The 11,366-nt window shown below is 64.0% G+C and carries 13 protein-coding genes; 9 read left to right on the top strand and 4 right to left on the bottom strand.

Going from position 1 to position 11,366, the window contains the following annotated elements:
- The first annotated feature begins 60 nt into the window (after positions 1–60).
- The 4 genes from GSQ89_RS11625 (at position 61) to GSQ89_RS11610 (ending at position 3,050) form a co-directional block, all read left to right on the top strand.
- A complete protein-coding gene (locus GSQ89_RS11625) occupies positions 61–1,242 on the top strand; it encodes an acyl-CoA dehydrogenase family protein (protein ID WP_158925174.1) in 1,182 nt (393 codons plus the stop codon).
- 24 nt (positions 1,243–1,266) lie between these two features.
- Positions 1,267–1,698 carry a heme-binding protein gene (locus tag GSQ89_RS11620; RefSeq protein WP_158925172.1) on the top strand — a complete coding sequence of 144 codons (432 nt, stop codon included), beginning with the start codon at positions 1,267–1,269 and terminating at the stop codon, positions 1,696–1,698.
- 193 nt (positions 1,699–1,891) lie between these two features.
- Positions 1,892–2,263 carry a hypothetical protein gene (locus GSQ89_RS11615; RefSeq protein WP_158925170.1) on the top strand — a complete coding sequence of 124 codons (372 nt, stop codon included), beginning with the start codon at positions 1,892–1,894 and terminating at the stop codon, positions 2,261–2,263.
- Between the two features lie 70 nt (positions 2,264–2,333).
- Complete coding sequence (locus tag GSQ89_RS11610) at positions 2,334–3,050, top strand: FkbM family methyltransferase (protein ID WP_158925168.1); 717 nt, start codon at positions 2,334–2,336, stop codon at positions 3,048–3,050.
- On the opposite strand, the gene GSQ89_RS11605 is transcribed toward GSQ89_RS11610, so the two are convergent.
- Complete coding sequence (locus tag GSQ89_RS11605; RefSeq protein WP_158925166.1) at positions 3,040–4,134, bottom strand: mandelate racemase/muconate lactonizing enzyme family protein; 1,095 nt, start codon at positions 4,132–4,134, stop codon at positions 3,040–3,042. The genes GSQ89_RS11610 and GSQ89_RS11605 overlap by 11 nt on opposite strands.
- A 101-nt stretch (positions 4,135–4,235) precedes the next feature.
- Between GSQ89_RS11605 and GSQ89_RS11600 the strand changes: the two genes are divergently transcribed.
- Both GSQ89_RS11600 and GSQ89_RS11595 read left to right on the top strand, forming a co-directional pair.
- A complete protein-coding gene (locus GSQ89_RS11600) occupies positions 4,236–4,535 on the top strand; it encodes a type II toxin-antitoxin system HigB family toxin (protein ID WP_158925164.1) in 300 nt (99 codons plus the stop codon).
- Positions 4,519–4,920 carry a type II toxin-antitoxin system HigA family antitoxin gene (locus GSQ89_RS11595; protein WP_158925162.1) on the top strand — a complete coding sequence of 134 codons (402 nt, stop codon included), beginning with the start codon at positions 4,519–4,521 and terminating at the stop codon, positions 4,918–4,920. The genes GSQ89_RS11600 and GSQ89_RS11595 overlap by 17 nt, the downstream gene beginning before the upstream one ends.
- Positions 4,921–4,947: 27 nt before the next feature.
- On the opposite strand, the gene GSQ89_RS11590 is transcribed toward GSQ89_RS11595, so the two are convergent.
- Both GSQ89_RS11590 and chrA read right to left on the bottom strand, forming a co-directional pair.
- Positions 4,948–5,166, bottom strand: a complete 219-nt coding sequence (locus tag GSQ89_RS11590; protein WP_158925160.1) for a hypothetical protein — start codon at positions 5,164–5,166, stop codon at positions 4,948–4,950.
- A 21-nt stretch (positions 5,167–5,187) separates the two neighbouring features.
- Positions 5,188–6,372: a chromate efflux transporter gene (gene chrA, locus GSQ89_RS11585; protein WP_158925158.1), complete on the bottom strand. Its 1,185-nt coding sequence runs from the start codon at positions 6,370–6,372 to the stop codon at positions 5,188–5,190.
- A gap of 361 nt (positions 6,373–6,733) precedes the next feature.
- On the opposite strand from chrA, the gene GSQ89_RS11580 reads away from it, so the two are divergent.
- Genes GSQ89_RS11580 through GSQ89_RS11570 form a run of 3 tightly spaced genes read left to right on the top strand, consistent with a single transcriptional unit; the run spans position 6,734 to position 9,032 of the window.
- Positions 6,734–7,747 (top strand): tyrosinase family protein, encoded by a 1,014-nt coding sequence (locus GSQ89_RS11580; RefSeq protein WP_158925156.1) that lies wholly within the window; start codon positions 6,734–6,736, stop codon positions 7,745–7,747.
- A 14-nt stretch (positions 7,748–7,761) separates the two neighbouring features.
- Positions 7,762–8,259 (top strand): hypothetical protein, encoded by a 498-nt coding sequence (locus tag GSQ89_RS11575; RefSeq protein ID WP_158925154.1) that lies wholly within the window; start codon positions 7,762–7,764, stop codon positions 8,257–8,259.
- Between the two features lie 20 nt (positions 8,260–8,279).
- Positions 8,280–9,032: a DUF2182 domain-containing protein gene (locus GSQ89_RS11570; protein WP_158925152.1), complete on the top strand. Its 753-nt coding sequence runs from the start codon at positions 8,280–8,282 to the stop codon at positions 9,030–9,032.
- A gap of 105 nt (positions 9,033–9,137) precedes the next feature.
- Here GSQ89_RS11570 and GSQ89_RS11565 read toward each other — a convergent pair whose 3' ends face one another.
- A complete protein-coding gene (locus tag GSQ89_RS11565; RefSeq protein ID WP_158925150.1) occupies positions 9,138–11,312 on the bottom strand; it encodes a glycogen debranching N-terminal domain-containing protein in 2,175 nt (724 codons plus the stop codon).
- Positions 11,313–11,366: the final 54 nt, after the last annotated feature.

The raw sequence follows: 11,366 nt of genomic DNA, 5'->3' as shown, positions 1-11,366 counted from the left end.
CATTGACAATCCCCCCCCGCCGCGCCGCAATCGGGTCAACCACGACGCAAAGGGCGTCTCATGAACCATGTCAGCCTAAACGCCACCGACATCGATCCCGTCGCCCGCGCGCGCGACCTCGGCCCGGCGATCGCCGCCGCCGCCGATGAGATCGAGCGCAGCCAAAGCATCCCCGAACCGCTGCTGACCCAACTTCACGAATCCCGGTTGGCCCGCATGCTGCTGCCGCGATCCGTCGGCGGCGACCAGGTCGAACCCTGGACCTACCTCTACGCGATTGAGGAACTCAGCCGCCACGACGGTTCGCTCGGATGGAACCTGTTCGTCGCCAACAGCTCCGCCATCATCGCCCCCTTCATCCCGCTGGAAACCGCGCGCGAGATCTACGCCGACCCGCGGTCGATCATCTCCTGGGGACCACCCAACCAGCACAAGGCGACCGCTGTTCCGAACGGCTATCGCGTCACCGGCGAATGGCATTTCGCCAGCGGCAGCCGCCAGGCCAACTGGATGGGCGCGCATTGCCAGGTCGTCGAACCGGACGGCTCCCTGCGCCTGAATCGCTTCGGCCGCCCCACCACCCGCACCCTGCTGTTCCGCAAGGAACACGCCCAGCCGATCCACGACTGGAACACCATCGGCATGCGCGGCACCGCCTCCGAGGGCTATCGCGTCAAAGACCTGTTCGTCCCCGAGGCCTACAGCGGCACCCGCGAAGACCCCTCGCTGCGCCGCGACCAAGGCCCGCTCTACGCCTTCACCACCCCCGGCCTCTACGCCGTCGGTGTCGCCGGCGTCGCCCTCGGAATCGCCCGAGCCATGCTGGACGCCTTCATCGCCCTGGCCCTGGACAAGACGCCACGCAACATGCTGCGCCTCGCCGACAGCCCGGTCATCCAATCCGACGTCGCTCGGCGGGAAGCGCAACTCGGCGCCGCCCGAGCCTGGCTCGTCGAGATCCTGAAGGACGTCTGGTCGACCGCCGATGACATCGCCCCGGTCGAACTCAACGCCCGCCTGCGCGTGCGCCTGGGCTGCGCCCATGCGATCACCTCGGCGGTCGAGGTCGCCGATTACGTCTACAAGGCCGCCGGCACCTCGGCGATCTTCCCCGGCACCCCGTTCGAGCGCCGCTTCCGCGACATCCACACCCTGTCGCAGCAGATCCAATCCCGAGAAGCCCATTTCGAGGCCGTGGGAAAGGTCATGTTCAACGGCGATCCGGACGGGCTATTCCTGTAGTCGTTCGATTTTTGGGGGAACAGGATGACTCAACTGACACTGGCGAAGGCGCAGACCATCATCTCCGTCGGATTGGCGCATGCGCGGGAGAAATCATTCGCGCCGATGGCCATCGCGGTGCTGGATGCGCGCGGTGTGCTGAAAGCCTTTGCCGCCGAGGAAGGCACCGCGCTGCGGCGCGCGGATATCGCCATCGGCAAGGCGTATGGTGCGCTGTCGATGGGCGTCGGTTCGCGGACCCTGGGCAAGCGGGCGGCGGAGCGGCCGCATTTCATCTCCGCCGTCAACAACGCGATCGGCGGCTCGATGATCCCGGTTGCCGGCGGAGTGCTGATCAGGGGCGACGACAACAGCATCATCGGCGCCGTCGGTGTCACCGGCGACACGTCGGACAACGATGAGGCCGCCGCGCTGGCCGGTTTGGCCGCCGCCGGATTGACCGCCGACCCAAGCTGACGCGGGGGTGGCAGGGTTTCGTTAACCTTTCGCTGGGTATGATCCGCGCGTCCGGTGGAGGCGCGGATCGTGGGCGATGTATTTCGGTGGGACGATGACGCCTCGGGCGTAGGCGGACGAGAAAATGGGTGCTGGAATGCGATAGTATGTGCGTCTGCTGGCGTGCGTGTTGTAGGTGCGGAAAGCGGCGCTCGTGGCTGATAATTATGTTGAAACATCGCTGAGCGAACCATACGTTCCGGCGATGGAAGAGCGTGTTGCCAGACTCGAATTGGACATGCGGGACGTCAAGTCGGTGCTGTCCCGGCTGGAACCGATGATTATCCGGATTGACGCGACGTTGAGCTCGACGCTGCCGCATCTGGCGACCCGGGCGGAGGTTAGTCAGGAGATCTCCGGTTTGCGCGTCGAGATGAACCAGAAGCTGTCCGAAATGAACGAAAAGCTGTCCGGGACGAACCTGAAGCTGTCCGGATTGCCCACCAAGACTTACATGTGGGGCGTCCTGTGCGCGTTGATCGCGGCCTACGGTGCCGGGTTGGCGGCCTTGGCGGTCCTGAAGTAGGTGCGGGTTCAGCGCATGCGGGGCGGAGGTTGTTAAACCTCGGTTAACCTTCGGCGCGCACTGTGTGCTGATGCAAAAGCAGATATTTGAGTTCATGGGCCGGCGGATCGAGCTGTGGGCGCATCCCGATCCGGATCACATGGGCCGGATGATCCGCGGCAATCGTTCGTTCTACGAACTGGACGTGCTCATGAAGTGCCGGGAGGTGTATCTGCCCGGCACCGCGATCATCGACGTAGGGGCCAATATCGGCAATCACGCGGTGTTCTTCGGGGCCGTTCTCGACGCGCCCGTCCATGCGTTCGAGCCGCACCGGCCGAACCATGATCTGCTGGAAATGAATATCGCCGCCAATGGGCTGGAGGGTCGGGTGATCGCCGCGTGTTGCGCCGTCGGCGATACCGACGGAGTCGGATCGCTGCATCCCGGGCCGGCCACCAACCTGGGTACCACGCGGGTGTCGTTCGGCGCGGGCGAAACACCGGTCAGAACCCTCGACGGTCTGTCCATAGGCGGGCGAATCGGCTTGCTGAAGGTGGATGTGGAGGGCGCCGAAGTCGCCGTTCTGCGGGGTGCGTCGGCATTGATCCGGCACTGGCTGCCGGACATCGTGGTCGAGGCCGGAACCACGCAGGCCTTTGTGGCCGTGGCCGAGGTATTGCTGGGATTTGGTTACCGCCCGCGCGGACGTTACGCAGCGACACCGACCTATTTGTTCAGCGCAACCGACCAGGAGCGCCGCATGCGGACCCTCCTGGCCGGTGCCGATCCGGTCGTTACGCCTTGAACGAGGCTACCGCCTTCTCGTCGAACTTCAGCCCAAGCCCGGGCTTGGTCGGAAGCACGAGCTGGCCGTTCTCGATCGCGGGTGTTTCCTCGTAAAGCGCCAGCATCCACGGCATGTATTCCACCGTCAGGCCGTTGGGGCAGGCGGCAACCATATGGCACAGGATTTCAGGCATCACGTGGCTGACCACCGGCAGGTTGAACGCCTCCGCCATCCCCGCGATCTTCATCCACTGCGTCACCCCGCCCGCTCGGCAGATATCGATCATCGGAATGTCGACGGAACGGGCTTCGATCATCTGCCGGAACGGAGCGATCCCGTAAAGATACTCCCCGCCCGCGATCGGCGTCTTCAGCGCCGCGGTCACCCTGGCCAGCCCCTGATAATCATCGGCTGTCGTAACGTCTTCCAGCCAGAACAGTCCGGCATCCTCGATCCGGCTGCCGATATCGATCGCCTGCTCCGGACGCCAGCGCTGGTTGATGTCGCACATCAGCTTGATGTCGGGTCCGATCGCTTCCCGCACCACGCGGATGCGGCGGACTTCCTCGGCTGGGGTCGGGTTGCCGGGCAGGGCCATCTGGGTCTTCATCTCGACGAAGCCTTTTTGGACGAGGATTTGCGCCGCCCGCTGTGCCTGACTGTCGGTCAACCCGCGCCGCAGCGACCCGGAGGCATAAGTCGCCACTCGATCCCGATGCCCGCCCAGCAGCTTCCACAGCGGCTGCTCCAGCGCCTTGCCCTTGATGTCCCACAGCGCGATGTCGATCGCCGACAGCGCCAGCGTGAAGATGCCGCCGGGGCCACACGAATCGCCGGTGCCGGCGCGCAGTTTGGCGACGATCTTCTCGATGCGCAGGGGGTCCTCACCCACGGTCAGGGCGGCGAGTTCCTCGACCGCGACGCGCAGGCTGCCGGTCATCTTGCCGCCATAGAAGGTGACGCCGATGCCCTCGATGCCGTTGTCGGTGCGCAGGCGCAGGATGATGACGGGGCGCTTGCGGCCGGCTTCCTCCGGCATGTTCGCCAGCGGATCGTCTTCCGGGATCAGCAGCGCGGTGGCTTCGTAACTGGTGATTTTCATGATCTTTTCCCCAACGGCAGGTTGACCGAACTCTACGGGGAGACCGCCGGACATGCAATTGACCTTGCTCCCACAACGGGAGCGGACTATGATCATGCGTGATGCGAATCATATCCATTGAGCCTTTGAAGGCGTTCTGGGAAACTCCGGAACATCGTGATGCGGAACAGCCATTGCGAACCTGGGTTCGGGTGGTGCGCGCCGCGACCTGGGCCGGTCCGCCGGCGATCAAATCGATGTTCAACAGCGCCGACATGCTTGGGGACGGCCGCGTCGTGTTCGATATTGGCGGCAACAAATATCGTCTGATCACCTGGATCAATTTTCATTATGGAGTGGTGTATGTGTGCTTCATCGGTACCCACCGCGACTACGACCGGGTCGATGCAAAAACAATCTAAGCGAGGCGGCGTCCTGGTGCGCCCGCTGCGAACCGCCGGCGATCATCGCGCCGCACTGGCGGAAATCGCGGCGTTGATGGCGGCGGCGCCCGACACGCCGGAGGGCGACCGGCTGGACGTGCTGGTCAGCCTGGTTGAAGCCTGGGAGGCGAAGCACATACCGATCGACGCGCCCGACCCGATCGCCGCCGTCGTATTCATGATGGAGCAGAAGGGACTGACCCGGCGAGACCTGGAGCCGGCGATTGGCAGCCGGGCTCGGGTGGCGGAGATACTGAACCGCCGCCGGGCGCTGACGCTGCCGATGATCCGGGCGCTCAGTCGGTTGCTTGACCTGCCGGCGGATGTGCTGGTGACGGGGTATGAGCTGCGGCGGGTCGCGTAGCGAGGGTCGGCGCGATTCGTCCCGCGGTCAGAACGTCAGTTGAAGCGCCAGAAAATACGAAAACTGATTGGTTCCGAAGGCGTTTTGGATGCCGCTGCCGGCCGAGGACAGAAGATGCCAATTGGTGGAAAAATCGTACGTGGTGCCGACGTTGAATCCGGTGCTTTCCTTCACGTTGTCGGCCGATGACGTCTGATGGAACACCTCGATGCCGACATTGAATGTCCCCGTTATCTTGCGCCACAACGCAATCCGGCCAACGGTCCATCAGCGTAACGTCGTCAGCCCTGCGCCCACGGCGGCGGACAGCGCCACGACAAGCAGGGGCGGCGCGCGCCAGACGACCAGCAGGACAAAGCCGGCGACGGCGATCGCGAAATCATCAGCGTCCAGTACGGCACTTGTCCATACGGGATTGTAGAGCGCGGTTCCGAGCAAGCCGACCACGGCGGCGTTGACGCCTCGCATGGCGGCTTGGGCGCCTGGCCGGGCGCGCAATGCGTGCCAAAACGGCAGCGTGCCCATCAGTGCGAGGAGTCCCGGCAGGAAGATCGCCACAAGTGCGATCATGGCACCCACGATGCGGCCTGGCGCCGCATTCGCCTCGGCCCCAAGGTAGGCGGCAAAGGTGAACAGCGGGCCGGGCACGGCCTGTGCGGCACCATAGCCTGCCAGGAATGTGTTGTCGGACACCCATCCGGGTGCGACGACCGCATCGCGCAGCAGCGGCAGCACCACATGACCGCCGCCGAACACCAGCGCGCCCGAACGGTAGAACGCGCCGAACAGCGCAAAGGTGCTGTCCCGCACCGGGACAAAGGACGCAGCCAACAGCAGGAACAGCAGAACGAGGCACCCGATGCCCACCGGACGCGATACGGGCATCGCGAGCGCGTCGGCCCGAACCTCGGCTTCGTCGCGGCAGATCATCAGCCCGGCGATGCCGCCGAGGACAATCGCGCCGACCTGGCCGAGCGAACCCGGAACCAGCAGCATGAGGATGATGGCGAGGGTGGCGATCGAGGCACGCGGTTTGTCGGGGCACAAACTGCGCGCCATGCCCAGCACGGCCTGGGCGACGATGGCGACGGCCACCAGTTTCAGCCCATGCAGCATCCCGGCGCCCAGCGGCGAGTCGGCAATGCCGCCGGCACCATAGGCGAACAGCAGCAGCAGGACCGCGGACGGCAGGGTGAACCCGACCCAGGCCGCCAGACCGCCCAGGTACCCGCCCCGCATCAACCCGATCGCGAAACCCGTCTGGCTCGACGCCGGTCCCGGCAGGAACTGGGACAACGCCACCACATCGCTGAAAGCGCGCTCCGTCAGCCATCGCCGCCGTTCGACAAACTCCGCCCTGAAATACCCCAGATGGGCGATCGGGCCGCCGAACGAGGTCAGGCCCAGTTTAAGGAACGCCGCGAAGACCTCGCCCGGGGCGGCTTCATTCATTGTTCCTCCGACGGCTGGGTTGATGCAATTGTAGAGGCAGACGGCTGGACGTGCAATTTGCCGAACTTCGTGTGGAGCGAACGTGATCGATTCCCATTACTTAAAAGTAGATGCCCGCTTCATCGGCACACAACGTGCTCACGACTGGACCAAATCGTCCCGCGTCTGGGAACTCGACGTTGGGATATTGGGCCACAGATGGATCGCCAGGCTCCTAATACTGACTCTGTTCGATATTCGTTGCAAGTGGTCCGAATTTAGTTTAATTTACTGGCATCGGTTTTCGAAGATCGAATAAAGCGTTCAAAATCTGCTGCCTCTGCAGGCTAACTGTCGGCTGTGACCGGCGCAAGGGGGGAAGATGGCTCGCACACGCACCGAAATTCGCGCGCTCGGCGACGTTTGGAACCCGACCACGCTTTGGTACGCGAAAGCGGTTCAGGCACTCAATACGCGGGCGCTGACCGACAAGACCGGCTGGCTCTATCTCGCGGCAATTCACGGATTTGATACCGCGCTCTGGCAAGGTTTCAACCTCATCAACGGCGGAACGGCGCTGCCGCAGCAGGCGGAACAGGATGCCTACTGGAACCAGTGCCAGCATCAAAGCTGGTACTTCCTACCCTGGCATCGGGCCTATCTCCTGACGTTTGAGGATATCTTGCGCGCCTGGATCACCGCGCAGCCGGGTGCCCCGCAGGATTGGGCGCTACCCTATTGGAATTACAGCGCGCCCGTAAGCGCAGCCAACCCGAATCCGTTGGCGATCCCCGATGCCTTTACCGCGCAGACCCTGCCGGACGGAACGCCCAACCCGCTGCTCGTCCCGGCGCGATTTGGGGCCGCGGTTGCCGCGCAGGATGCGGATCTCTCCAATACCCTGCCGCACCAAACCTTCATCGGGGAACAGGAAGGAACGAACTCCGGTTTCGGCGGCCCGCAAACACCGTTCTCGCATGCCGGCGAGGACGGCGGCTGGCTGGAAGATCAGCCCCACAATCCGGTCCATGTCGATGTCGGCGGGCAGGATCAGAACGGCAATGGCGGCTTGATGACCGATCCCAGATCGGCCGCGGCTGACCCCATTTTTTGGGTGCATCACGGCAATATCGACCGGCTGTGGGAAGTTTGGTTGCGGCGCAACACGGCCGACGCCAATCCGACCGATCCGGCTTGGCTGAGTGGGCCGACGGACCAACCGTTCAGGCTTTATGACGCGACCGGTGCGGACCGGCCGTCAAACCCCCAGGATGTGATTGGCCTGATCGGGACAACCTATACCTACGATGATCTATCCGACCCGCTGGAAGGCATGACCCGGCGGGGAAACCGCCTGGACCGGCTCGCCCCGCAAGCGGCGCGCATCCTCGCATAGGACGGAGATGAGCCATGGCCAGAGCGCCAAAGAGTGAATTGCTCGGTTCGAACGATGCAGCGGTCACGCTCGGACCCGGGCCGGTTGAAAGCCATGTGAAGCTCGCCAAGGCGCCGCTTGAGGCGGTCGCGGCGAGCTATACGCGGGACGCGATGGCACCGGACAAGCCGGGCGAGCCGGATCGGATATTCCTCAAACTGCACAATATCCGAGGTAATCAGGGGGCTTGCATGTTCGATGTCTCGATCAGCGTGCCGGGTGGTGCGGGGCAGGGATTTCCGGTCGGCTCTCTCGCCTTGTTTGGGCTCGAACACGCCTCGAAAAGAGGTAGCGCGCATGGCGGCAGCGGGCTCACCAAGACGATCGAGATCACCCAGGCCGCCGATCAGCATCTGCCGGAACTGGCGAAAGCCCGTGATCTTGTCGTCACCATCACACCGCGCGGGATTCTCCGGCCCGGCGACAAGATTACTGTCGATCAGATCAGCCTCTACCGGCTATCGGGACAGTGAAGCCGGGTATGGCGGGCTAAATGGACCGCTCGCTCGCGGCAATCCGTTCCATGGCCGGCGGGCCGCTCTGGCCATTATTGGCGGCGAGCGGCGTTTGCTGGGCTCTCATGCTCGCGCTGGTCTCGGACCAGCCGATTGCGCAATTCTGCGGCCTGCATCGTGCGGGGGACATCTTCGAAGGGCGGCTGGATGGTCAGGCCGCACTGTTTTCAGCCGCGATGCTGGGCGGGATGATGGCGCCCCTGCTTGCCCAGAATTTGACCTGGGTCAGAGGGTTGACCTTCGCATCGCGACGCTGGCGCGCGATCGCTTTGTTTGTCGCCGGCTATGCCTGTGTCTGGATGGGCGCGCTATCAGGGCTGTGGGCGCTCTCCGATGCGCTCCGCGCTGTACTCGGCACAGAGACAGCGGCACTCCTCGCCGCCCTCGGGCTCTGCTTGCTCTGGCAGGGCTCACCCGCGAAACCGGCCGTGCTGCGGCTTTGTCATCGCGCGCCTGTCCTGCCGGCGTTTGGGATGCGAGCGGAAATCGCGAGCCTCTGGTACGGGATCACCTCGGCCGGATGGTGCATCGCCGCCTGCTGGGCCATCATGCTCATGCCGCTCGTTGGGCAATCGGCCCATCTCTGGCTGATGGCTGCGGTCTTCCCCATCATGCTACACGAACGCTACGCCCGTCCGCCGGCCATCCGCCTGCGGCCCGGTTTGGTCGCCGCCGGTCTGGCGGTGATGGCTGTGGGACTCGTCGTCGCCATCGCCCCGCAGACGGGATAGGCTGGGGGAAGCGCGTGGCGGACTGTTACGGGCGTCAACAGGTTGCACGCTGATCGCCGAAACCGCGTTTGGCATCAAACGATCAGCGTCTCGACTTCAACAATGTCAGCCGCCCGCCCCGCTACACAAAGCCTCTCGCGCCGCCACCCAACTCCGGTAGCTGACCACGTGGGCGTCGCCCCGCAGCACCTCCCACACCGTCTTGTCACCGTCCCGCCGGAAGCGGATATCCAAATGCCGGCGGCCAAGACGCATATCCGTTAGTGTAACGTCCGGCAGCCACGCCGGCAGGTCCGGATCGACGTACAACTTGTCGTTCGGTGCGTCCGGCTGGATGCCCAGCATCGCCTGCAGCAGTGCAAAACACGATCCGGCCGCCCAGGCCTGCGGCACGTTCGCCCCGAGATACTGCACCGGGAAACTGCCCACACCGCGCGCGACCCCGGCATACAGTTCCGGCAACTGGTTCAGCAGGAAGTGGCTGGCGGCCTCGCTGATGTCGCGCGCGATATGCCCGGCCTCGGCACTGAACCCGTAACGCTTGAAACCAAGTGCGATCAGGCTGTTGTCATGCGGCCACACCGACCCGTTCTGATACGAATACGGATTATACGCCGGATGCTTGCTGGACAGCGTCCGGATCCCCCAGCCCGAGTTCATGTCCGGCGCCATCAGACGCGCCACCACCCGCGCTGCCCGATCCGGCGGCACGATCCCCGACCACAACAAGTGCCCGGGATTGGAGGCAACCGTCAGGACCTGCTGCTTCTCGCCATCCAGCATATACGCGTAGTAACCGCCTTCCTCGTCCCAGAACGTTTCGTTGAACTTTTTGAACAAAGCTGCCGCCTTGCCGCGCAGCTCCGTTGCCCGCTCCGGCTTGCCTAGGGCCTCGAACACCTCGGCCATGCGGACCCAGGCGTCGTAGACATAGCCTTGCAGTTCGCACAGCGCCTTGGGACCGCGCACCGGTGATCCATCGGTGTAGCTCATGGAATCGCCGGCATCTTTCCATGCCATGTTCTCATACCCGACCGGCGACCGGGTCTGATACTCCTGCAACAAATCGCCGTCCCGGTCGCCGTAATTGTCGATCCAGTTCAACGCGGCCTCGGCGTTGGGAAGATGCTTTTCCAGTAACGTGTGATCGCCGGTCGCCCGCCATGCGGCGTGCAATGTCACCAGATACAGCGGAGTCGCATCGGCGGTGCCGTAATACGGCGTGTGCGGAATCAGCTTGAAATGCGCCAGTTCCCCATATCGCAACTCGTGCATGATCTTGCCGGGTTCGGCGTCGCGGAAATCATCCCGCTCCTTCGCCTGCCAACGCCCGAGGATATCCAGCGCGCCACGGGCGAATTCGGGATAGATCATGATATTCTGTAACGAAACGATCAGGCTGTCGCGGCCGAACGGCGCCATGAACCACGGCAGCCCGGCGGCGGGCAGGAACACCATATGGTCGGTGCCCTCGAGCGGCAGCCGCAACGCCGCCATGTCGTCGATGGCCTGGTGATAGAAGCGGTAGAACTCCTCGTTGCTGGTCTGCATTTTCAGCACCGTCTGCCGCCAGTCCCGGTGCGCCTTGGCCTGCGTCGACGACCCGGCGTCGACCGCACACCCTTTCGGCGCGTGGTAGCGCTTGACGCCATCCGAGAACTCATACAGCAGGCAGCAATGCCAGCGCCCGGCCGGCGGCAGGCTGATCTCGAAGCTCAACCGTCCATTGGCGAATACCGCCCGCGAGTCGCTTAGGCCCACCGCGACCGCGACCGACCGGGAAAAGTCAGCGTTCTTGTATGTCGTACGCAAGGTTTGCCGGGCTTCCGCCCACTCGGAGTCGATATGGCCGCGGCGAATATCGCGTTTGGACTTCACATCGAACACGTCGGCGAAATCCGAACGGATCGCGATTTCCAGGTTGAACCGGACCGGCTTCTGGCCGTGATTGGTGATATCCAGGTCCTCGTGCAGCCCCTGGTCCAGCACGCGCGACATTTCGAACGCCAGGGTTTGCGGCAAAATCGGCCCATCCTCGGTCACGAAGGCTCGGTTGGTCAGGAAGATGCGCGCGGCGTCGAAGTTCACCGCGCCGCCGTTCAGCAGGTCCCACGGCACACCGTTGGCATACACCGCCCAGGCGCTGATCAGGCGCGTGTCGAAGAAATACAGCCCCTTGTCGCTGGGCCATTCGATCTGCCCGTCGGGTTCGGTCACCAGGACCGTCATGGCCTGGTGAATGGCGATCTGCGGCGGGCCGACCTGGACTTTGAATGGCATGGGCGGAACTCTCCATGATGTGAAACGCGCCATGGTCCGTATAGCGCGCCGCCG

It is taken from the genome of Acidisphaera sp. S103, from assembly GCF_009765975.1.
Taxonomy (GTDB): domain Bacteria; phylum Pseudomonadota; class Alphaproteobacteria; order Acetobacterales; family Acetobacteraceae; genus Rhodopila.
This window is presented reverse-complemented; position numbering and strand designations above follow the sequence as displayed.

What these genes read in the sequence shown, in the direction of transcription:
- GSQ89_RS11625 (WP_158925174.1), top strand. Translation starts at nt 61, where the DNA reads ATGAACCATGTCAGCCTAAACGCCACCGACATCGATCCCGTCGCCCGC.
- GSQ89_RS11565 (WP_158925150.1), bottom strand. Translation starts at nt 11,312, where the DNA reads ATGCCATTCAAAGTCCAGGTCGGCCCGCCGCAGATCGCCATTCACCAG.
- GSQ89_RS11580 (WP_158925156.1), top strand. Translation starts at nt 6,734, where the DNA reads ATGGCTCGCACACGCACCGAAATTCGCGCGCTCGGCGACGTTTGGAAC.
- chrA (WP_158925158.1), bottom strand. Translation starts at nt 6,372, where the DNA reads ATGAATGAAGCCGCCCCGGGCGAGGTCTTCGCGGCGTTCCTTAAACTG.
- GSQ89_RS11575 (WP_158925154.1), top strand. Translation starts at nt 7,762, where the DNA reads ATGGCCAGAGCGCCAAAGAGTGAATTGCTCGGTTCGAACGATGCAGCG.
- GSQ89_RS11605 (WP_158925166.1), bottom strand. Translation starts at nt 4,134, where the DNA reads ATGAAAATCACCAGTTACGAAGCCACCGCGCTGCTGATCCCGGAAGAC.
- GSQ89_RS11610 (WP_158925168.1), top strand. Translation starts at nt 2,334, where the DNA reads ATGCAAAAGCAGATATTTGAGTTCATGGGCCGGCGGATCGAGCTGTGG.
- GSQ89_RS11595 (WP_158925162.1), top strand. Translation starts at nt 4,519, where the DNA reads ATGCAAAAACAATCTAAGCGAGGCGGCGTCCTGGTGCGCCCGCTGCGA.
- GSQ89_RS11570 (WP_158925152.1), top strand. Translation starts at nt 8,280, where the DNA reads ATGGACCGCTCGCTCGCGGCAATCCGTTCCATGGCCGGCGGGCCGCTC.
- GSQ89_RS11620 (WP_158925172.1), top strand. Translation starts at nt 1,267, where the DNA reads ATGACTCAACTGACACTGGCGAAGGCGCAGACCATCATCTCCGTCGGA.
- GSQ89_RS11600 (WP_158925164.1), top strand. Translation starts at nt 4,236, where the DNA reads ATGCGAATCATATCCATTGAGCCTTTGAAGGCGTTCTGGGAAACTCCG.